At 63.7% G+C, this 20098-nt stretch carries 20 protein-coding genes and 1 tRNA gene; 12 read left to right on the forward strand and 9 right to left on the reverse strand.

Annotated features, from left to right (window positions below):
• The coding region (locus tag RBB16_RS11725) for a hypothetical protein (RefSeq protein WP_306046350.1) at nt 1-333 on the forward strand (333 nt) is incomplete at its 5' end.
• A 146-nt stretch (nt 334-479) separates the two neighbouring features.
• Here the strand turns inward: RBB16_RS11725 and RBB16_RS11730 are convergent.
• Entirely contained in the window at nt 480-2990 is a 2511-nt protein-coding gene (locus tag RBB16_RS11730; RefSeq protein WP_306046351.1) for an ATP-binding protein, read from the reverse strand.
• Nucleotides 2991-3427: 437 nt separating this feature from the next.
• On the opposite strand from RBB16_RS11730, the gene galE reads away from it, so the two are divergent.
• Nucleotides 3428-4408 carry a UDP-glucose 4-epimerase GalE gene (galE, locus tag RBB16_RS11735; protein ID WP_306046352.1) on the forward strand — a complete coding sequence of 327 codons (981 nt, stop codon included), beginning with the start codon at nt 3428-3430 and terminating at the stop codon, nt 4406-4408.
• On the opposite strand, the gene RBB16_RS11740 is transcribed toward galE, so the two are convergent.
• From RBB16_RS11740 to RBB16_RS11750, 3 genes are all read right to left on the reverse strand, one after another.
• Complete coding sequence (locus RBB16_RS11740; protein WP_306046353.1) at nt 4405-4920, reverse strand: molybdopterin-dependent oxidoreductase; 516 nt, start codon at nt 4918-4920, stop codon at nt 4405-4407. The genes galE and RBB16_RS11740 overlap by 4 nt on opposite strands.
• Before the next feature lie 312 nt (nt 4921-5232).
• A tRNA-Leu gene (locus tag RBB16_RS11745) sits at nt 5233-5317 on the reverse strand.
• A gap of 51 nt (nt 5318-5368) precedes the next feature.
• A complete protein-coding gene (locus RBB16_RS11750) occupies nt 5369-6622 on the reverse strand; it encodes a VWA domain-containing protein (protein ID WP_306046354.1) in 1254 nt (417 codons plus the stop codon).
• 258 nt (nt 6623-6880) lie between these two features.
• Between RBB16_RS11750 and RBB16_RS11755 the strand changes: the two genes are divergently transcribed.
• A complete protein-coding gene (locus RBB16_RS11755; protein WP_306046355.1) occupies nt 6881-7714 on the forward strand; it encodes a hypothetical protein in 834 nt (277 codons plus the stop codon).
• 50 nt (nt 7715-7764) lie between these two features.
• Here RBB16_RS11755 and RBB16_RS11760 read toward each other — a convergent pair whose 3' ends face one another.
• Entirely contained in the window at nt 7765-8247 is a 483-nt protein-coding gene (locus tag RBB16_RS11760) for a peptidase S1 (protein WP_306046356.1), read from the reverse strand.
• A gap of 138 nt (nt 8248-8385) precedes the next feature.
• On the reverse strand, nt 8386-9282 hold the full coding sequence (locus RBB16_RS11765) for a MoxR family ATPase (protein ID WP_306046400.1): 897 nt from the start codon (nt 9280-9282) through the stop codon (nt 8386-8388).
• Nucleotides 9283-9583: 301 nt separating this feature from the next.
• On the opposite strand from RBB16_RS11765, the gene RBB16_RS11770 reads away from it, so the two are divergent.
• Complete coding sequence (locus RBB16_RS11770) at nt 9584-10519, forward strand: phosphoadenosine phosphosulfate reductase (protein ID WP_306046357.1); 936 nt, start codon at nt 9584-9586, stop codon at nt 10517-10519.
• Nucleotides 10520-10574: 55 nt separating this feature from the next.
• On the opposite strand, the gene RBB16_RS11775 is transcribed toward RBB16_RS11770, so the two are convergent.
• The 3 genes from RBB16_RS11775 to RBB16_RS11785 all read right to left on the reverse strand — a co-directional run bounded on the left by RBB16_RS11775 (nt 10575) and on the right by RBB16_RS11785 (nt 12423).
• Nucleotides 10575-11270, reverse strand: a complete 696-nt coding sequence (locus RBB16_RS11775; protein ID WP_306046358.1) for a hypothetical protein — start codon at nt 11268-11270, stop codon at nt 10575-10577.
• Nucleotides 11271-11510: 240 nt separating this feature from the next.
• The gene (locus RBB16_RS11780) at nt 11511-11807 is read right to left on the reverse strand and encodes a hypothetical protein (RefSeq protein WP_306046359.1); all 297 of its coding nucleotides are present in this window, start codon (nt 11805-11807) and stop codon (nt 11511-11513) included.
• An 85-nt stretch (nt 11808-11892) separates the two neighbouring features.
• Nucleotides 11893-12423, reverse strand: a complete 531-nt coding sequence (locus RBB16_RS11785) for a hypothetical protein (RefSeq protein ID WP_306046360.1) — start codon at nt 12421-12423, stop codon at nt 11893-11895.
• 63 nt (nt 12424-12486) lie between these two features.
• Here RBB16_RS11785 and pyrC point away from each other — a divergent pair, with 63 nt between their 5' ends.
• The 8 genes from pyrC (at nt 12487) to RBB16_RS11825 (ending at nt 19969) form a co-directional block, all read left to right on the forward strand.
• The gene (pyrC, locus tag RBB16_RS11790; RefSeq protein ID WP_306046361.1) at nt 12487-13527 is read left to right on the forward strand and encodes a dihydroorotase; all 1041 of its coding nucleotides are present in this window, start codon (nt 12487-12489) and stop codon (nt 13525-13527) included.
• A gap of 64 nt (nt 13528-13591) precedes the next feature.
• The gene (locus tag RBB16_RS11795) at nt 13592-14266 is read left to right on the forward strand and encodes an orotate phosphoribosyltransferase (protein WP_306046362.1); all 675 of its coding nucleotides are present in this window, start codon (nt 13592-13594) and stop codon (nt 14264-14266) included.
• Nucleotides 14267-14476: 210 nt separating this feature from the next.
• Nucleotides 14477-15973 (forward strand): replicative DNA helicase, encoded by a 1497-nt coding sequence (locus tag RBB16_RS11800; RefSeq protein WP_306046363.1) that lies wholly within the window; start codon nt 14477-14479, stop codon nt 15971-15973.
• Nucleotides 15974-15984: 11 nt separating this feature from the next.
• A complete protein-coding gene (locus RBB16_RS11805; RefSeq protein ID WP_306046364.1) occupies nt 15985-16938 on the forward strand; it encodes an isopenicillin N synthase family oxygenase in 954 nt (317 codons plus the stop codon).
• Nucleotides 16939-16968: 30 nt separating this feature from the next.
• On the forward strand, nt 16969-18012 hold the full coding sequence (alr, locus tag RBB16_RS11810) for an alanine racemase (RefSeq protein WP_306046365.1): 1044 nt from the start codon (nt 16969-16971) through the stop codon (nt 18010-18012).
• The gene (locus RBB16_RS11815; protein ID WP_306046366.1) at nt 18009-18791 is read left to right on the forward strand and encodes an ABC transporter permease; all 783 of its coding nucleotides are present in this window, start codon (nt 18009-18011) and stop codon (nt 18789-18791) included. The genes alr and RBB16_RS11815 overlap by 4 nt, the downstream gene beginning before the upstream one ends.
• A complete protein-coding gene (locus RBB16_RS11820; RefSeq protein WP_306046367.1) occupies nt 18788-19534 on the forward strand; it encodes an ABC transporter ATP-binding protein in 747 nt (248 codons plus the stop codon). Before RBB16_RS11815 ends, RBB16_RS11820 begins: the two co-directional genes overlap by 4 nt.
• Before the next feature lie 63 nt (nt 19535-19597).
• Nucleotides 19598-19969: a hypothetical protein gene (locus tag RBB16_RS11825; RefSeq protein ID WP_306046368.1), complete on the forward strand. Its 372-nt coding sequence runs from the start codon at nt 19598-19600 to the stop codon at nt 19967-19969.
• The last annotated feature ends 129 nt before the right edge of the window (nt 19970-20098 follow it).

Genomic DNA, 20098 nt, shown 5'->3' on the forward strand with positions numbered 1-20098 from the left:
ATGGCCGGAGGCACCATCTCCTTCGAGGTGAACCCTTCGAACGCCGATGAAGCCAACGCCATCCGCTTCGGCCTCGCCCTCTACCAGATCGCCAATGGCGCAGACCCCGCCCATGTCTACCAGAACGGCAACGGCAACGGCGCAGGCATCGGCCAGTCCGGCGGCGGCAACACCGGTGTCATCCACCAGGAAGGCAACGGCCACCACGGAACCCTCGCCCAGAACGGCTGCGACAGCTACGGCATCTTCCAGTTCGGAAACGGCGCAAACGCAAACGTCGCACAAGGAAACGGATGCCAGACAGGACTCCTCTTCCAGTTCGGACTCGACTGAGCCCGAAATGAGGTTCGATCGGGCCGGGGTTTTTCCTGGACCCAGCCCCGCGACCGGTCAACACCCGCGTCCTCCGGCCATAACGGAGGGCGCGGTTTTTCTTTGTGCGGATCACGCGTGCCGGTGGTCAGCCTGCCGCAGGAAGTTCAGCCTGCCTGCCCTTCGCGCCGAAACAGGCCCCTTGCCTCGGCCAGCAGCTCGGCAAGCGCGTCGGCCTCCCCCTCTTCGCCCTCCAGTTCCGCTACCGCCAGTTCCAGCGTCACGAACGCCTCCTGAAGCGCCGCCAGACCGGACACGGCCGCCAGACCGGCCGCCATATGGGCACGGTCGGCCAGATCGTGGAACGCGTGCCCCTCTTTGATCATGTTTTCCATGTGGGAAAGGTGTTCTGCGATCTCCGCCACCGCGCGATGCACAAGCTCGGCGGAGATTGCCGGCTCGCCGCCTGTGTCTTGAAGCTCCACCCGCCGCGAACAATGCTGCTCGACACTATCGACAAGGGATTTTCGGGTCAGTGGCTTGATCAGAACGCCCGTCATGCCCGCCTGCTGGAAGCGCTCGATATCCTTGGGCAGCGCATGGGCGGTCACGGCGATGATCGGGGTCAGGCTGTTCGGCCCGGAGGTCTCGCGGATCTGCCGGGTGGCCGAGATCCCGTCAATGCGCGGCATGCTGATATCCATCAGGATCAGGTCGAACCGCCGCTGCCCGGCCAGCCGTTGCGCTTCTGCGCCATCGCTGGCCTGAACCGTTTCGCATCCGATCCCTGTCAGCATCTCCACCGCAACGGCCCGGTTGATCTCGTTATCCTCGACAATCAGAACCGTCAGGCCGGACGTCGAGGGGACCGAACCGGCCTCGGGGCCATCTGCGGCAGCTTCGTCCTGGTCCAGGGCGATGGCGTCACCCGTCGGCAGGGGCACCCGAAACCAGAATTCTGAGCCCGAACCGGGCTGGCTGACGACCCCGATCTCGCCGCCCATGGCAACGACCAGCCGGCGGGCAATGCCAAGCCCCAGTCCGGTGCCCTCGACCTCGCGGGCGTAGCGGGTGTCGAGGGTGACGAAATCGTCGAACACGCGTGCCTGGTCCTCGGCGGCGATGCCGATGCCGGTATCTGCCACGCGGAATTCGACATCGGTGCCGCCGGTGCCGCCGGGGTCGCGCCTGGCAGACAGGGTGATCTGCCCGTCGCGGGTGAACTTGATCGCATTCGCCACCAGATTGACGATCACCTGCATGAGCCGGGTCCTGTCACCGATCACAGGCCCCAGATCGTCATCGGTCGATACGTGCAACCTGTTTCCCTTGGCCTCGGCAGCGACCCCCTGACTGTTCACCACATCCAACAGAAGCTCGACCGGATCAAAAAGCTCAGGCCGCAGAACCGTCTTGCCGGCATCATCGCGCGAGATGTCGAGCACACTGTTGACATGATGCAGAAGCAGCTGGCCAGAGCGGCTCATCATGTCGACAAATCCTTTCTGACGCCCGGTCAGATCGGTGCCCGACAGCAATTCCAGCCCGCCCAGAATACCGCCGAGCGGCGTGCGCATCTCATGGCTCATGACGGCCAGAAACTCCGCCTTCGCCTCTTCGCCCGCCAGCGCCTTGTCACGGGCCTCCACCAGTTCCCGCTCGGCATGCTGGCGATCCGAGATGTCGCGGATGAAGGAAACGAAGATTTCTCCCTCGGTGCTCTCGGCGGTGTCGATGGACAGTTCGACGGGAAAGATCCGGCCCGACTTGTCCTTGGCTTCCAGCTGGACAAGACCTTTTCCCAGGATCCGCCTGCGCCCGGTGCTGAGATGTTCGTCCATGGCTTGCCGATGCGCTTTCTGAAGGTGATCGGGGATGATCAGATCGGCCATGCGGGCACCAAGCGCCTCTTCTCGGGCATAGCCGAAGATCCGCTCCGCCGCCGGGTTGCAATCAAGGACGCGCCCGTCGCGGCCAACCACCAGAACCCCGTCGATGGAGGTGCCCACGATCGTGCGCTGACGGCTTTGCGCAAGCGCGATTTCCGCCGTTCTGCGCTGCCCCAAACGCAGCGACCAGACCAGGGCGAAGACGGTGGTCGACAGGACCAGAATCAGGACAACGATCAGAGCTGCAAGGTCGAGCAGCGCACTGGCGACCCGCTCTCGCTGCTGCCCTGCCAGTCCGGCGAAGACGCGGACGGATTCCAGCGTGACGAACCTGAGATCGTTTCGAAGATCGGCGATCTGTTCCTCAAGATCATCCAACCCCGCGCGCAGCTCCGCATCAGGCCCGTCGATCAACGGCAGAGCGTTGTCGAGAACCATGATGGCATGTTCGAGGGTTTCGGCGACTTCCGGCTCTTCGCGGACGCGTTCAAGCTGTTGTGATCTTTGCAGAACGCGGATGCGGGAATAGAACACGTCAAAGCGACGGCGCACTTCCCTGAGAGCGGCCTGCGAGTTGTCGTGCATTGCGGTCAGGACGGCGGTTTCCAGCGTCAGCAACTCGACCTCGGTCTGCGCGATGCTCCACTGGGTGCTGTCGGCATTCGCGGTCGCCAGCGCGTCAATCTCTCGCCGCGCATCGGCGCTGAGAAACCAGATCCCGACAACACAGGCCCCGATGACCGCAAGGACGATCGTCGGCACGAAAAACCGTCGCTTGTCTCTATGCATCGCCTTTGCCCCTGCTCCATCACCGTCTTCCCGAGGCGGCCAAGTCCATCATACCTTCCCGCCGATGTCACGGCATAGAGCATACGGATAGCCGCCGCCGCCAAGACAGGCGGCAGACCCGCATATCGACTGCGCCACGAGGCCCGCCCGCTTTTTCGGGAGGGATGCCCGAAATGCGGCCGGCAAACCGGCCCCCGTCCCTTCCCCGGTGCCTGTGGTCACTTTTTCTGGCTCAGCGGCGTTCTTGAGGGTAGACCGCTGGCCTTTCAGACCGTACCAAACCACGAACCCAGAACTTCAGACCCGTTTTCCGAACGCAGGACCGGCGTGCAGCCGGAACGACAGGACAAGTCAGGCGAGACCGCCGCGGGATCGACCTGCAACGCCCCGGCAAAGGTGGCAATTCGCGACACGCAACCGATTTTATGGATAGCAGTATGAACGTACTTATCACAGGTGGGGCCGGTTACATTGGCGCCCATGCCTGCAAGGCCCTGAAGGCCGCCGGCTACACCCCCATCACCTTCGACAACCTGTCCACCGGCTGGCGCGATGCGGTGCGCTTCGGACCGTTCGAAGAAGGCGACCTGCTGGACCGTGCCCGGCTGGACGAGGTGTTTGCGACCCACCAACCCGTTGCCGTCATGCATTTCGCGGCGCTCAGCCAGGTCGGCGAGTCCATGCAGGACCCCGGACGCTACTGGCGCGAAAACGTGGTGGGCGCGCTCAACCTGATCGAGGCCACCGTGGCGGCGGGCTGCCGTCATTTTGTCTTCTCCTCGACCTGCGCGACCTATGGCGATCAGGATCAGGTCACGCTGACCGAGGACACGCCGCAACAACCGATCAACGCCTATGGCGGCTCGAAACTGGCGATCGAGGGGATGCTGCGCGACTTTTCCGCCCGCCATGATCTGGAAACGGTGATCTTCCGCTATTTCAACGTGGCCGGCGCCGACCCCGAGGCAGAGGTCGGCGAGTTCCACCAACCGGAAACACACCTGATCCCGCTGATGCTGGACGCAATTGACGGCAAGCGCCCGGCGCTGACGATTTTCGGCACCGACTACGACACACCCGACGGCACCTGCATTCGCGATTATGTGCATGTGATGGATCTTGTGGATGCGCATGTTCTGGGCCTGAAATGGCTTCAGGCCGACAAGGGGTCTCGGGTGTTCAACCTTGGCACCGGGTCGGGCTTTTCCGTGCGCGAGGTCGTCGATGCCAGCCGGGCCGTCACCAATCGCGACGTGCCGATGACCCTGGGCGAACGACGCCCCGGCGATTGCACCAAGCTGGTGTCCGGCAGTGCCCGCGCCATCGAGGATCTTGGCTGGAGCCCCGAGCGTTCCACCCTGAACCGGATGATCGCGGATGCGTGGCGCTGGCATCAGGGCAAGGGCTATTCCCGTTAGGGCACGATTACGACAATGCGTTCCAGCTGCCAGATGCTGCGCGCATAGATGATCTCGGACTGATAGTCGGAATTGTGGTCATAGGGATAGACCAGCCAGAGCGGCCCATTATCGCGAAGCGTCATCGGTTCCCCGTTGCGCAGGAAGGCGATGATCGGCCCATCCTCGACCGCGTCGGACAATGGAACCTCGACGGCATAGTCATTGGCGGCGATGGCCTGCAAGGCCAGCTCGTCGTTCAGCCCTAGCGCTGCAACGAAGGCATTCAGGGGCGTTCCGGTGAATTCCTGAAGACCGTCTGTCCAGATCGTGCTTGTCTGAAAGCTGGCGATCCCGATCTCTTCAAGATCCGTGCGGGTCAGGTCGTGAGAGATGTCCGGGCCCGTGACGCTGAGAAGGATGTCCTCGGTCGTATCGGCCCGAGATTGCGCTCCGCTTGCCAATATCATAAGACTACACAGCATCGGAAGGAACCGCTGAACAAGGCTAGGCGGATGGAATGCAACAGGCATCGTGATCTCCGTCTCTGGTCTGTCTGTATGATCTCGGACAATATACTCTTCCCCTTCGATAATTCGAAAGAGAGCCAATTGCACCTGTTCAATTGGATAATGACCTATCCATAAGAATACCCCGAACGCCACCCTCACAACGACCCGGCCGGATCGCGTGCGTGCGGCACCAGATTGACGATGGCTCGGTCTCAAGGGCTTCGGACATGACCTGATCCCCGGTTACGGCCATTCACATGCGGCAGAAGCAAGCGCGTCGGATTCCCGAGACGCCAAGGGGGGAGGCCTGCAGACCTGAACAGTTCATTGAAATGGTACCCGTGGCCGGACTCGAACCGGCAAGCCTTGCGGCGGCGGATTTTGAATCCGCTGCGTCTACCAATTCCGCCACACGGGCAACGCGGGGATGGTCTAGCCCTGCCCCGTGGCAGCGTCAATCACGAAACTCTCATAACATCCGCATCAGCCGCGCTTTCTCGCCCATGTCGTCGGGGCGCGACAGGGCATCGGCCAGCCCTTGCAGGGCGGCGATGTTGTGGCCTGCGCGAAAACTGTCCACATGGGGCAGCATTGCCTTGATCCCGGCGGCCCTGGGCGCGAAGCCGTCCCACCGGAGCAGCGGGTTCAGCCAAATGAGTTTACGTGACGACAGATGCAGCCGCTCCATCTGCGCGGCCAGCGCATCCGGGTCGTCGCGGTCCAGCCCGTCGGTGATCAGCAGCACCACCGCCCCCTGCCCCAGAACCCGGCGCGACCAGTCGCGGTTGAACGCGGTCAGGCACTGGCCGATCCGCGTGCCGCCTTCCCAATCCTGCGCCTCGGCCCCGGCGGCGGCCAGTGCCGCATCCACATCGCGCGCGCCCATGTGGCGGGTGATATTGGTCAGCCGCGTGCCGAAGGTAAACGCATGGACCTTGGCCCATCCCTGCCCTTTGCGGTTCGCAACCGCATGGAGGAAATGCAGCACCGCGCGACTGTAGGAGGACATGGAGCCGGAAATATCGCAGAGCACCACGAGGTTGGGCCAGCGAATGCGCCGCGCCTTCATGTCGAACCCGGTGATTTCGCCGCCCTGCCGCATGGCGCTGCGCATGGTGCGCCGCCAGTCTGGCAGGCGTCCGCGCGTGGCGGCCTTGGTCCGGCGGCTTTGCAGGGGGGTCACCGGCAGCGAAAGCCCCGCGATGATCCGCTTGGCCTCGGCCATTTCCGCATTGCTCATCTGTTCGAAATCGAGCGTGCGCAGCCGTTCCTCCCGCGACATTGTCAGGGTCGCATCGACCTCGATCTCGGTGCCCTCTTCGGGCTGATCGCCCCCCTCTGGCAGGTCACGGGTGACGCCCTCCAACAGCGCCTCCGCCGCGCGTTTCTCGGCGGGTTTCGCCTGCCGATCCTCGGCCACACCCCGGATCGCAGGCAGCATCATCGCCATCATATGCTCGATATAACGGGGATCGCGCCAATAGAGCCGGAAGATCTGATCGAAGGTGGCGCGTTCCTCGGGGCGACTGACGAAACAGGCCTGTAGCACATGGTAGAAATCGGTCCGTTCCGAAAACCCCGCCGCTTCGACTGCGCGCACCGCGTCCAGCACCCGGCCCGGCCCGGCCTTGAGCCCCCCGGCCCGAAGCGCACGGGCGAAATGAGTGATATTGGCGGTGAGCTGCGGGGTATCCGGCAGCTCCAGCGGGATCTGTTCGGCCATGTCATGAGAAGACGCGCTCTGTGCTGAGACGTCAAGCCCCGGACAGGCGGAGCGGGTGCGACCCGCGCGGCCTGACTGCCGGACGCCAGCTGTCTCTGCGTCGCGTGTCCGGCTTGGCTTCCGTTACGTCAGCGACCACGGATCAGGCCATGCGTTAGCGCTAATATTGATCCAAGTCATAGTTGCAGTTGCCATCTATTGCAACAATTCGGGCGCGTCGTCTGACGTGCCATGAGACGCTTCAAGGAGACATGTTCGATGCAACAAACACTTAGGATTGCGACCGTTTTCGTGTTCGGTGCGCTGGCTGGTCTTTCCCAGTCCCCTGCCCCTGCCCATGCACAGCTCTACAACCCCTGCCCCTATACCAATGACGGCGATTGCGACGAGCCGAATGGCCTGGGCTACTGCGCCTGGGGCACCGATACCGCCGACTGTTCGAACCCCAATTCCAATTTCGGCAGCGGCAGCGGCTATGGCAGCTCATCCGCCGGGGGAGGATCATCTGGCGGGGGCGGCCTGATGAACCCTTGCCCCTATACCAATGACGGGGATTGCGACGAACCCAACGGGCTTGGCTTCTGCGCCTGGGGCACCGATACCGCCGATTGTTCCAACCCCAACTCGAACTTCGGCGGCGGATCGGGCTATTCCGGTCACGGCGGCAGCACGGCGGGTGGCGGCGCGACAGCCGGGGGCGGTGCCGGTGGAGGTGCAATATCCACCTACTACCCATGGCGGACCTTCACGCGCCAGATGGGGCAATTCGCAGCCCAACCCGCCAACTCCACCCCGCTTTCTCCAAATGGGGGCATGTACTACCAGCCCGGCGCCTACACCGTGTTTACGGGTATCGTGAGAGGTGGTCAGATCCAGAACATCCAGACCTTTGGCATCAGCGTCATGCCGGATCAGCGCTATCTCGCGGCGGCGTCCTCGATGGGGTCTCTCAGTTTCAGGACCGATGCCAGCCTGATCATGTATTCGCCCCCCGCGCCGGGAATGGCCATGATCTACGGTCGCAACGACGACATCCAGAACGATCGGGCGATCTGCATCCTTCCCTCTGGCTGGCCGATGAGCCAGTGCTAGGGATAGACTGACAACTCCGGGCCGATCACCGGCCCGGAGAATTGTTTTGATCAGTAATTGTATTCCGTCACGATCAGCACCGCCGGGTTGTTGGAACTGCGGTGATAGCTGCCCGCCCAGATATCGTACTGGCCCGACATCGGGTTGAAGAAGACGATGGCAGGGTCATAGCCGCGATAATCGTCATTGTAATGCCACGATCCATCCGGTGCATTCACCACCAGGATCGGGTCCACGTTGGACCGGGCCTGCAAGGCGATGGTCATGCGCCCGGTCGGGGACTGGCCGTAGTAATGCAGCCGGAAGTCAGGCCGCGAGACGACCCAGCCCGGCCCGAGATAGGGGTAGCAATTGGCCAGATTCACCCGCCCGCCTGCCGTGATGTTGCGCACATAGGGATCCGGCAGAAAGCCGGCGTTCAACGTCGCCTGGCCGAAAACGGTGGGATTGTTCCAGTTCGGGCAGGCCAATGTCTGGCTGGCGCCCAGAAGGCCCGCGATCAAAGTCGCAAGCGCGAAGAAACGTTTTATCATGGCAAATGCTCCCTGTGTCTGAACGTTTCAGGAACATGCCGGGCCGTCCCCCGGCGTCCCTGCTGATCAATGCTTACCAGAGAAAAGCTTGCGAGTCCCGTGGTTTGAGGCGGCAAGCGCATAATTCGCGCAAGTCGATTACCCGACTGCCTCGGCCCGCACCTCATCCAGCAGCCGCTTGGCCTCGGACCCCTGCAACTTCTGGATGTCATCCTGATATTTCAGGATCGCCCCGATTGTGTCGGCGATGACATCGGGGGACAGTTCCAGCACGTCGAGCGCGAGCAGGCATTTGGCCCAGTCGATGGTTTCCGCCACGCCGGGGCGCTTGAACAGATCCTCGGTGCGCAGGCGCTGCACGAACGCGACCACCTCGCGGCTGAGCTGCGCGGCGGCCTCGGGGGCGCGGGCCTGCAGGATCTCCATCTCCCGGTCGAAACTCGGATAGTCGACCCAGTGATACAGGCACCGGCGTTTCAGCGCGTCATGAACCTCTCGCGTGCGGTTCGAGGTCAGGATGACAATCGGGGGTTCCGGGGCCTTGATGGTGCCCAGTTCCGGGATCGTGACCTGAAAATCCGACAGGGCCTCCAGCAGGAAGGCCTCGAAAGGCTCATCGGTGCGGTCGATCTCGTCGATCAGCAGCACCGGCGCGCCGCCGGGTTGCGGGCGCATCGCTTGCAGCAGCGGGCGTTCGATCAGGAATTCCTCGGTGAAGAGCTCGCCTTTCAGAACATCCCGATCCGCCCCGCCCGCAGCCTCTGCGGCGCGGATGGCGATCATCTGTTCGGCGAAGTTCCATTCATAGACGGCACTGGCGGCATCGAGCCCCTCGTAGCATTGCAGCCGGATCAGCCGCCGTCCAAGCGCCGCGGCGATGGCCTTGGCGATCTCGGTTTTGCCGGTGCCGGCCTCGCCCTCCAGGAACAGCGGCCGCCCAAGGCGGAGGGAGAGGAACACAACGGTGGCCAGCGCCCGTCCGCAAACATAGTTCTGTTCGGCAAGCGCGCTCTGGACCTCGTCGATGGACTGCATGACCTCTCCCTCTTTGGTGCCCATCAAGCCCCGGCCTTGGGGTCCGGGTCAAGACGTGACGCTCGAATCCCTGCCTGCCTCTCGCCGGTCGGATCGTCGCCCAACAGGTGAACCGAACCTTAACCTTGCGCGCTCGGCGATCAATTCAAGTCATCCTACAGGCATTGTTGCCGGGACGCGGAACATGCCGCCAGAATCCCGTCAGAAATCCCACGGTAATTTCCCGCCGAGCCCATGGCGGTGCCTTACTCTCCGGTCAGATTTGCATTAAGTTAACAAGTGCCGATGTAGAGAGACCTCCATGAACGACATGCAGATGCCCATGCAAGGTGAACGACCGACACGCGCCGATTGGCTGGCCCGGATGGACCAGATCGGAAACATGCACGGTTTTTTCGACCGGATCGGCGCCCATCACCGGGCGCTTTACGTCCAGGAAGGCGACACGCTTCTGGTCACCTTCGACGAGGTCGGCCGCATCATGAGCCAGGGGCGCGATGCCCTGCCGGTGGGGTTCGACGCGGTCAGCAAACGGGAATGGTCCTTTCTCAGCCTCATGGCGGAGGGCGACACCTGGTTTCGCGACGAGGCGCTTTACCGCTTTTTCGACCGGCTGATCGACGAGGATTTTTTCGACAGTTTCGACCAGGTGATTTTCCTGGGCGCGGGGCCGATGTGCGGCCATGCGGCCTGCGCCTATTCCGTGGCCGCGCCCGGGGCACGGGTTCTGGCCCTGTCGCCTGCCGCCAGCCTGAACCGGGATGCCGCCCCTTTCGAGCTGCGGTTTCGCAAGGCGTGGCGCAAGGATTTCACCAGCCGCTACGGCTTTGCCCCCGCCATGCTGGACGCGGCGGAACAGGCCTTTGTCCTCTACGACCCGCTGGAACTGCTGGACGCCGCCCACGCGGCGCAGTTCCGGGGCAAATCCGTCACCCGCATCCGGTGTCGCGGCGCAGGGCCAAACCTGCTGAAGCTGCTGGAGCCGAATTCGACGCTCGACCGTCTGCTGAAGGCCACCGGCAATGGCCGCATGTCGTCGCTGCGCTTTTCACAGATCACGCGGACGCTGAGAAAGACAAATCCCGACTACCTCAAGCGACTGCTGGACCGGGCGGCGGAACGCGGCGGCACGAAACTGCCCTATACCGTGGCGCGGCACGGGCTTGCCGCCACCGGTGACGCCCATTTCGCGCGCCGCATGATGACCATCGAAGCAGAGCGCCTGAACACCGCCTGAGGGCCATGGCCGCGCCCACCCGACCGGGCCGACGCGGCGAGGCCGTCCGATCAGTTTACTTGGACGGCTGCGGTGCAGTGGGGGCCGGTGCAGGGGTCGGATTACCGGCTGCCGCACCTGTCATCTGGCCATCGCCATTGACGGTCGGCGGCTCGGTCGAGATCGCGACCGGCATGTCCGGCACAAAGCCTTCGCCCGCATCCGCGCCACCATGGTAAATCGCGAATCCGAGGCTTGGCAGGTAGGTCAGGCGGTCCACATAGGCGCCGCCATCCTCACCGGTCGTCGTGACCCGGATCGGCCAGGAGGTATAGCTGCACGCGCCAAGCGACAGCGTGGTTTCCGGCTCCATCAGCACATCGACCGTTTCGACATTGGTGGTCCCGTCATCATGCCGACGCACGGTGCTGCCCTGCCATGTCAGGCCGGGAAAGAGCGTGGGCAGGTTTTCAACACCGACGGCATAGGTCGTGACCTCGGACGTGTTGCCGATCAGCGCCCCATAGCGCGTATCCCAGCTTTGCAGCACGAAGGCGCCGGAGATGCTGTGCACGCGGAACCCGCCGCCATCTTCCAAATAGACCTCCTGCTCCAGCACCGAGCCATCGGCCTGACGGTCGTAACGCACGTAGAAATCGGTGAAGCTGACGTAAACACCGTCGCCAGTATCGGCCATGTTCTGCGGGCATTCTGCCAGCGCTGCCGTCCCGGCACTCAGAATGGCAAGCGTGAGAAGGGTTTTTTGGATCATGACGTGGACCTCCGAAATGTCTGCTGGTGCGAAGATTTGAATCGCCCCCGTTTGGCCGGGGATCGTGGAATTGAGACGGACCCGAGTGGGCCAGTCCTTGATCCATATTTGACTGCAATATCCGTCTTGGCCAGCCCCTGTTGTGAAACAAAAGGCAGTCACTGTGGAACGAAACCGCGCCACCTGCCCATGTTTTAGACGACAGTCGGCGACAAATGGTTCAAAGATCCTGCCCGTCTGTCAGGTGTCGTCTCGCGGCCCTGGGCGGATATGAACTTCGTTTGCGGCCGCGTAAAGCCGCTTGCCAAACAGCCCCAGAAAGGCCCCGATCAGCAGCGGCCACAGCATTGCGGTCGCCAGAAGCGCCGCGATCAGCGCCGCCACCGCCAGCAAGAGCAGCAAGGTCAGCATGTCGAACTCGGATTTCTCCACCGGGATGGACAGGTCGAACACGTCCTCGACCGCTTTCTTCACATGCGGCTCGGCATAGGGTTCGGCATATCCGGCCAGAAGACCGAGGAGAAAGGAAAGCAACATGGCAGGGTCCATCCAGAGAAATCACTGTGCTGGGGCAGCATAGCCCGAGCCGCAGATATGGTGCACTGCGGCATGTCGCAAGGGATCACAGATCGGCAATCAGCTGCTCGACCGGCACCGGCGGCGCCTTTCGCCACGGCCTGTAGGCCACGATCAGAAAATACCCCACGAGACCAAGCAAAAGGATCGGTAGGGCCGCCCCCATAAGCCGCCCGACCGAAACGCCCGACGCCAGCGCCGCCCCCAGGATGCCAAGGCCAAGCAACGCGCTGACGACGCCAATGGCGAACATCGCCCATGCCACGCCCTTACCCGCCCCGACCTGCACACTCATTCCGGGCCGTGCCGACGCCAGGACTGTCAGAACGGTCTTGATCAGGTCCGGTATGGCCGGGTTATCGGGGGCAAAGCCTGCGGCGATCACTTCCTGCCCGCTGTGGAAGGTCAGAACCAGCTTAACCCCCTGAACGCGCCCGCTGCGCCAGGACGCATAGTGAAGGCCGGTCAGATCTGCCCAGTGATGCAGCGTTCCCCCGGCGTGGCGTATTCCCGTCTCTCCGATCTCCAACGAGACAGGTGCCCGAAGCAACCCGGGACGATAGCTGAGCCTCTGCACTTCAAGCCTCCTGCGGCGCTTTCCCCTTTGCATGGACCAGCAATCCGGTGTAGCGCAAGCGCCATGACCCAAAGCCTGACGATCCGCCGCCCCGATGACTGGCACCTGCACCTGCGCGACGGCGCGATGCTGGCCGGTGTCCTTCCCGAAACCGCGCGCCATTTCGCCCGCGCGATCATCATGCCGAACCTGGTGCCGCCGGTGGTAACCGGCGCCCAGGCCGCCGCCTATCGCGACCGGATCATGACCGCGCTGCCAGAGGACATGTCGTTCCAGCCGCTGATGACGCTCTATCTGACCGAGGAAACGGATCCCGAAGATGTCGCCGCCGCCCATGCCAGCGGGCTGGTGACAGCGGTCAAGCTCTACCCGGCAGGCGCGACGACGAACTCCGCCTCTGGCGTCACCGATTTCGACAAGGTCCGCCCCGTTCTGGAAAAGATGGCCGAGATCGGCCTGCCGCTCTGCATCCATGGCGAGGTGACGACCCATGACGTCGATATCTTCGACCGCGAACAGGTGTTCCTCGAAACCGTCCTGCATCCGCTCAGGGAACGCACGCCCGGCCTGAAAGTGACGCTGGAACATATCACCACCTCGCACGGGATCGACTATGTGGCGGGGGCCGAGGGTGACATCGCCGGAACGATCACCACCCATCACCTGATGATCAACCGCAACCACATCCTCGTGGGCGGAATCAAGCCGCATTACTACTGCCTGCCCGTCGCCAAGCGGCGCGAGCATATGGAGGCGCTTCGCAAGGCCGCGACCTCCGGCAACCCGCGCTTCTTCCTCGGCACCGACAGCGCGCCCCACAATGATGCGAACAAGGAAAGCGCCTGCGGCTGCGCGGGCTGTTTCACCGCAACGAACACCATGGCCTGCCTGGCCCATGTCTTCGAAGAGGAAGGCGCGCTCGACAAGCTGGAAGGCTTCGCCTCCATGTTCGGCCCGGTCCGCTACGGCCTGCCCCCGAACGAAGACACGATCACGCTGGTGAAAGAGCCCGATCCCGTCGCCTACCCCGCCAGGATCGACACGGGCGACGGCCCCGTGACCGTCTTCGACCCGGGCCATCCGCTCTATTGGCGCGTGGTGTAACCCCTTCTTCTTGGACCAAATACTCCCGCCGGAGGCATCCCCGGCCCACCACGAGAGGTGACAGATGATCCCCGCAAGCTACCCCGATCAGGCCACCATCGCCCAACTGACCGCGCGCATGCTGCTCGACATCAAGGCGGTGCATTTCAACGCCGAAACGCCCTTTGTGCATTCCAATGGCAAAGAGGCCCCCACCTATGTCGACTGCCGCAAGCTGATCAGCTACCCGCGCATCCGCGCCACGCTGATGGATTTCCTGACCTGCACCCTGATGCGCAATGCCGGGCTGGAAGCGTTTGACAATGTGGCCGGTGGCGAGACGGCGGGCATCCCGTTTGCCGCCCTCGTGGCCGAACGCATGGCGCTGCCGATGACCTATGTTCGGAAGAAGCCCAAGGGCCACGGGCGCAATGCCCAGATCGAAGGCGACATGAGCGAGGGTCAGCGCGTGGTGCTGATCGAGGATCTGACCACCGATGGCGGATCGAAGCTGAAATTCGTCGATGCGATCCGCAACACCGGGGCGGAATGCGGGCATACGGCAGTCATTTTCTACTACGGCATCTTTGAAGAGACGATCCCGACCCTGCGCGCCCATGGGGTAGAGCTGCACTACCTGTGCACGTGGTGGGACGTGCTGGCCGAGGCACGCCGCGCGGGTGACTTCGATGACGCGACACTCGATTCGGTTGAACGATTTCTCAAGGATCCGGAAGCCTGGCGCGCCGCGCGGGGCTAGCGCCAAGGCGTTTGCAAACGCCTTTTAACAAGGGCCTTGCAAGGCCCTTCCCCGCGCCCGTGTTACGCGACAGCCCCTCATTCAGGGGCGCAGTTCACGTGGCGGGCGCGCTTCTCCACAGCCTGTCCACAGGATATCCAGATTGCCCGCCCGCAGGGCGATTTGCTATGACACGGGCCTCAGGGGCAGCCAAAAAACAGGGGATCAGCGATGAACGAGATCAGCAATGTGGCGGGCAATCTTCCGCAAGCTGCTGAAACCGCTGACCTTCCTCAGAACGTCGAGGCGGAGCAGCAGCTTCTGGGGGCGATTCTGTCCTCCAACGACGTTCTGGATCGCATCGAAGACCTGGTGAAACCCGATCATTTCTATGATCCCGTCCATGCCGATATCTTCGAGCTTGCCTCGAAACGCATCACATCGGGCATGCAGACCGATGCCACGACGCTCAAGAATTTCATGGCAGATCATCAGGGCCTGAAGGCGCTTGGCGGGGTGGAATACCTTTTGCGCCTGCAGCTTTCTGCCATCGCCACCACGGCGGCCCGCGACTATGCGCAGCTCATTCATGACCTCGCCCTGCGCCGCTCGCTCATCAAACTGGGCAAGAACATCGCCGACCAGGCCACGACAGTCCGCGATGACAGCTCGCCCGACGATCAGATCGTCGATGCCGAGGCGCAGCTCTTCCAACTGGCCTCCTCCGGCACCGCCTCCAAGGGCTTCCAGAGCTTCCTGCGCGCGCTGACCGATGCGGTCGAGATTGCCAATGCCGCCTATAATCGCGGCGGCGGGCTGGCGGGACTGTCCACCGGTCTGGCCGATATGGACAAGATGCTTGGGGGCCTGCACCATTCCGACCTGCTGATCCTCGCCGGGCGTCCGTCGATGGGCAAGACGTCGCTGGCCACCAACATCGCCTTCAACGTCGCCAAGGCGTTCAAGCGCGGCCCCAAACCGGATGGAACGGAAGGCACGCTTTCCGGCGGGGTCGTGGGCTTTTTCAGCCTGGAGATGTCGGCGGCTCAGCTCGCGCAGAGGATTCTGTCCGAGGCGGCCGAGGTGCCTTCGGAACTGATCCGCAAGGGTGACCTTAACGAACAGGAATTCCAGCGCTACCTGCGCGCCGCGCAGGAGCTGGAAAGCTGCCCGCTCTATATCGACGACACGCCCGCGCTGCCGATCTCCCAGGTCGCGGCCCGGTCGCGGCGGCTCAAACGCTCGCGCCTTGGGCTGGATCTGATCATCGTGGATTACCTTCAGCTTCTGCGCGGCTCGGGCAAAGCCGACAACCGGGTGAACGAGGTCTCCGAGATCACCCAAGGCCTGAAGGCCATCGCCAAGGAACTGAATATCCCCGTGATCGCGCTGTCGCAGCTTTCCCGCCAGGTGGAGGCCCGCGAAGACAAGCGCCCGCAGCTGTCCGACCTGCGCGAATCCGGCTCGATCGAGCAGGATGCCGACGTGGTGATGTTCGTCTACCGGGGCGAATACTACAAGGAACGCGAGAAACCGGGCGAGGAGAACCTGGAGGCCATGGCGCAATGGCAGCAGGATATGGAACAGCTGCACGGCAAGGCCGAGGTCATCATCGGCAAGCAGCGGCACGGCCCCGTCGGCTCGGTCGATCTCAGCTTCGATGGCCGCTTCACCAAGTTCGGCAACCTCGTGAAACCCTGGCAACAGGGCGGCGATCAGGGTTTTTGAGGCAGCGGGCGTTGGCCGAGTTCACCGATATCCCGGTTCTGGACCTCGCCCCCCTGACCGAGGGGCGCGACATCACCGATCTGGCCCGCGCCTTTGCCCGCGCCTATGGCGAAACGGGCTTCGGCTATGTGGTCAATCACGGCATCCCAGAGGAGCTGTGCGAGGGTATTTTCGAGGCCTCCCGCCGCTTTCACGCCCTGCCCATGGCCGCGAAACAGGCGATTGCGGTCGACCAGAACCACCGGGGCTATATCGCAATCAACACCTCGACCGATGTGACGACCGAACTGGCCAAGGTGACCAAGCCCAACCAGTCCGCCAGCTTCATGATGATGCGCGAGGATGCAGCGCATGATCCCGCCGTCTACCTCTCCGGTCCCAACCAGTGGCCCGACCTGCCCGGCTTCCGCGCCACCTGCGAAGCCTATGCAAGCGCGATGAGCGGCCTTGGAGAACGCCTGATGCGGCTGGCCCTGCAGGCGATCGGGGTGGAGGACGACACAATCCTGCGCGCCTTCGACACGCCCACGATCTGGCTCAGGCTGCTGCACTACCCGCCGATGCCGCCGCAGGCCCCGGAAGACCTCTACGGCTCTGCCCCGCACAAGGATTTCGGCTGCCTGACCCTTCTGGCGCAGGACGATGTGGGCGGGCTGCAGGTGATGACGCCCGCGGGCCACTGGGTGGATGCCCCGCCCATGAAGGGGGCCTTCGTGGTCAATGTGGGCGACATGCTGCACCGGATGTCGAACGGGCGGCTTCTGTCCACACCGCATCGGGTGATCAACCGCTCGGGCCGAGAGCGCTATTCCTGCCCCTTCTTCTACGATCCGAACGTCAACACCGACATCGCCCCCCTACCCGGCACCGGCACGCCGAAGTTTCCGCCGCTCCGCTTCGCCGATTTCCTACGCAGCGAGCTGGAAGCGGGCTATGACGCCCATAAGGACGCCAAGGGGGCTTGACCCGTCGGCCCCCGCGCGGAACAAGGCGCCATGGGAACCGGAACGCTTCATATCGACCTTGACGCCCTCGCCGCCAACTGGGCCGCGCTGGACGCGAAAACCAACGTGGAAACCGCTGCCGTGGTGAAGGCCGACGGCTATGGGCTGCGTGCCGACAAGGTCGGACGGCGACTGGCCCGCGCGGGCGTGCGGCGGTTCTTCGTCGCCACAGCCGAGGAAGGCGCCAGCCTGCGCGCGGCGCTTGGGGACGGGCCAGAGATCAACGTCTTTTCCGGCCACATGGCGGGCGATACAGCCCTGATCCGCGAGGCGGGCCTGATCCCGATGCTGAACAGCGGCGAACAGGTCGCGCGTCATATGTCGGCCCTGCCCGGCGCCGCCTATGGGGTGCAGCTTGACAGCGGCATGAACCGGCTTGGTATGGAGCCCACGGACTGGGCCACCCTGCGTGCAGATCTGGAAACCGGGCCGCTGACTCTGGTCATGAGCCACCTCGCCTGCGCCGATGAACCCTCCCACCCGCAGAATGCGGCCCAGTTGGCGTGTTTCACCGAGATCACCCAGGGCGTGACGGCCCCCCGCAGCCTTGCAGCAACCGGTGGAACGCTGCTCGGCCCCGCCTACCATTTCGATCTTTGCCGTCCCGGCGTGGGCCTTTACGGCGGCTTCCCCTTTGCCGATGCCCGCCCGGTGGTGCGCCTGTCGCTGCCGGTCATTCAGGTTCGGGATGTGGAGGCGGGGGAATCCGTTGGCTACGGTGCCGGTTGGGTAGCAGATGCGCCCTCAAAAATCGCGACTCTTTCCGCAGGCTACGCGGACGGGCTGATCCGATACATGAGCGACAAGGCCCTGCTTTGGGCGGACGACACCCCCTGCAAGCTGGCGGGCCGCGTCTCAATGGACCTGCTGACCGTCGATGTGTCCGCCCTCGATGTGGTGCCCGACCATCTCGACATTCTCGGCCCGCATCAGACCGTGGACCAGCTGGCCGACGAGGCCGCAACCATCGGCTATGAAATCCTGACCTCGCTCGGCCCCCGCTACGCGCGCTGCTACAGCGGAGACGCGGCGTGATCCTGACCGCCCCCCTCGCGGCGCTCGGCCGCTCCACCCTCGGGCTGTTGGCCTCCATCGGGCGGGTGGCAATCTATGCCGCGCAGCTTTTGCGCCACATGCTGACGCCGCCCTGGTATCCGCGCGAATTGCTGGTGCAGATCCTGCAGATCGGCTGGCTGTCGCTGCCCGTCGTCGGCCTGACCGCGCTCTTCACCGGGGGCGCGCTGGCCTTGCAGATCTACGCGGGTGGCTCGCGCTTCAACGCCGAAACCGTGGTGCCCTCGATCGTCGCCATTGGCATCGCGCGCGAGCTTGGCCCGGTTTTGGGGGGCCTCATGGTGGCAGGCCGGGTCGCCGCCGCCATTGCCGCCGAGATCGGAACGATGAAGGTGACCGAGCAGATCGACGCGCTGGTCACGCTCTCCACCAACCCGATGAAATACCTGACCGTGCCGCGCGTGCTGGCCGCCACGCTGACCCTGCCCATTCTGGTCGCCGTAGGCGATTCCATCGGCATTTTCGGCGGCTACCTCGTGGGCACCACCCGGCTTGGCTTCAACCCGGCCAATTACCTGCACAACACCGCCGATTTCCTTGAGACATGGGACGTGGTTTCCGGCCTGATCAAGGGCGCGGTCTTTGGCTTCATCGTGGCGCTGATGGGCTGCTTTCACGGGATGAATTCGGGCCGCGGTGCGCGCGGCGTGGGCAAGGCCACGACGAACGCCGTCGTCTCCGCCTCGATCCTGATCCTTGCCGCCAACTACCTGCTGACGGGGCTGTTCTTCACGTCATGATCGAGATCCGCAGCCTTCACAAGTCATTCGGCATGAACAACGTCCTGCAAGGCGTTGATCTGAATGTAGAAAGCGGCACATCCACGGTCATCATCGGCGGTTCCGGCACCGGCAAGTCGGTGCTGCTGAAATGCATTCTGGGGCTGGTGAAACCCGATAGCGGCACGATCCTGCTGGACGGTGAGGACGTGGCCAAGGCCGAGCGCGACGCCTTCCTTGCCCGGTTCGGCATGCTCTTTCAGGGCGGCGCGCTCTTTGATTCCATGCCGGTCTGGCAGAACGTGGCCTTTCGCCTGCTGCGCGGGTCCCTGAAACGGCCCGCTGCCGAAGCCCGAGAGATCGCCATCGAAAAGCTGCGCCGCGTGGGGCTGACGCCGGATGTGGCCGAGAAATTCCCGGCGGAGCTGTCGGGCGGGATGCAGAAACGCGTCGGTCTCGCCCGCGCCATCGCCGCCGAACCGCAGGTGATCTTCTTCGACGAACCCACGACCGGGCTTGACCCGATCATGGCGGGCGTCATCAACGAGCTGATCCGCGAGATTGTGGTCGAGATGGGCGCGACCGCCATGACCATCACCCACGACATGTCCTCCGTGCGCGCCATCGCCGACCGGGTCGCCATGCTGCACGGGGGTGTGATCCGGTGGGAAGGCCCGGTGGCCGAGATGGACAGCGCCGATGACCCGTACCTCAGCCAGTTCATCACCGGGTCCGCCGAGGGCCCGATCGAGGCGGTGCGCTGACCTGACCTCTGGCGGCTGGACCGGATCGGGCATAGGTCAAGGCCAGCCACAAGGATGCCGCCCATGGACGTGTTTGCCCTTCTTCTGCCGCTTGCCACTCTGCTCAGCTTCTATGCCGTCATCACCGGCCTCAGCTGGCTTCGCCGCCTGATCGGCGAACGCATGGCCGCGCGGCGCAAGGGGATGATGCTGAACCTCGCGCGTCGGGCTGTCCCACCGGCTGTTGCCGGGCTGATCCTGCTGATCGCGGGCGGTTTCCTGGGGCTGTTCGACTACATCCCGCTGGCCACCCTGCTGATCGCTGGCGGCCTTGCCTTCGGCTTTCACAAGGGGCTCTCTGACCTCCACCGCCCGAACTGGCGCGAACTGGCCCTGCGCGGGGCGATCACGCTGGCACTGACGCTCTTTACCTTGTGGCAACTGGGCATGCTCTGACGGGTTAACAAATCCATTATCATCCCCCGTTAACCTTAACGCGCGCCCTGCCCCCTTCTTCTTGGCCCAAATACTCCCGCCGGAGGCGTTGCAATGCGCGCATCCGTGGATAGTCTGGCGCAATGCGCA

This window comes from Nioella sp. MMSF_3534 (genome assembly GCF_030732985.1).
In the GTDB taxonomy this organism is placed as follows: Bacteria; Pseudomonadota; Alphaproteobacteria; order Rhodobacterales; family Rhodobacteraceae; genus Nioella.

Bases quoted from the DNA above. Each gene is read 5' to 3' on its own strand.
- RBB16_RS11825 (WP_306046368.1), top strand. From the start codon at position 19,598: ATGGACGTGTTTGCCCTTCTTCTGCCGCTTGCCACTCTGCTCAGCTTC.
- RBB16_RS11730 (WP_306046351.1), bottom strand. From the start codon at position 2,990: ATGCATAGAGACAAGCGACGGTTTTTCGTGCCGACGATCGTCCTTGCG.
- RBB16_RS11760 (WP_306046356.1), bottom strand. From the start codon at position 8,247: ATGATAAAACGTTTCTTCGCGCTTGCGACTTTGATCGCGGGCCTTCTG.
- RBB16_RS11740 (WP_306046353.1), bottom strand. From the start codon at position 4,920: ATGCCTGTTGCATTCCATCCGCCTAGCCTTGTTCAGCGGTTCCTTCCG.
- alr (WP_306046365.1), top strand. From the start codon at position 16,969: ATGGGAACCGGAACGCTTCATATCGACCTTGACGCCCTCGCCGCCAAC.
- RBB16_RS11780 (WP_306046359.1), bottom strand. From the start codon at position 11,807: ATGTTGCTTTCCTTTCTCCTCGGTCTTCTGGCCGGATATGCCGAACCC.
- RBB16_RS11795 (WP_306046362.1), top strand. From the start codon at position 13,592: ATGATCCCCGCAAGCTACCCCGATCAGGCCACCATCGCCCAACTGACC.
- RBB16_RS11770 (WP_306046357.1), top strand. From the start codon at position 9,584: ATGAACGACATGCAGATGCCCATGCAAGGTGAACGACCGACACGCGCC.
- RBB16_RS11755 (WP_306046355.1), top strand. From the start codon at position 6,881: ATGCAACAAACACTTAGGATTGCGACCGTTTTCGTGTTCGGTGCGCTG.
- RBB16_RS11800 (WP_306046363.1), top strand. From the start codon at position 14,477: ATGAACGAGATCAGCAATGTGGCGGGCAATCTTCCGCAAGCTGCTGAA.
- RBB16_RS11765 (WP_306046400.1), bottom strand. From the start codon at position 9,282: ATGCAGTCCATCGACGAGGTCCAGAGCGCGCTTGCCGAACAGAACTAT.
- RBB16_RS11775 (WP_306046358.1), bottom strand. From the start codon at position 11,270: ATGATCCAAAAAACCCTTCTCACGCTTGCCATTCTGAGTGCCGGGACG.
- RBB16_RS11820 (WP_306046367.1), top strand. From the start codon at position 18,788: ATGATCGAGATCCGCAGCCTTCACAAGTCATTCGGCATGAACAACGTC.
- galE (WP_306046352.1), top strand. From the start codon at position 3,428: ATGAACGTACTTATCACAGGTGGGGCCGGTTACATTGGCGCCCATGCC.
- pyrC (WP_306046361.1), top strand. From the start codon at position 12,487: ATGACCCAAAGCCTGACGATCCGCCGCCCCGATGACTGGCACCTGCAC.
- RBB16_RS11750 (WP_306046354.1), bottom strand. From the start codon at position 6,622: ATGGCCGAACAGATCCCGCTGGAGCTGCCGGATACCCCGCAGCTCACC.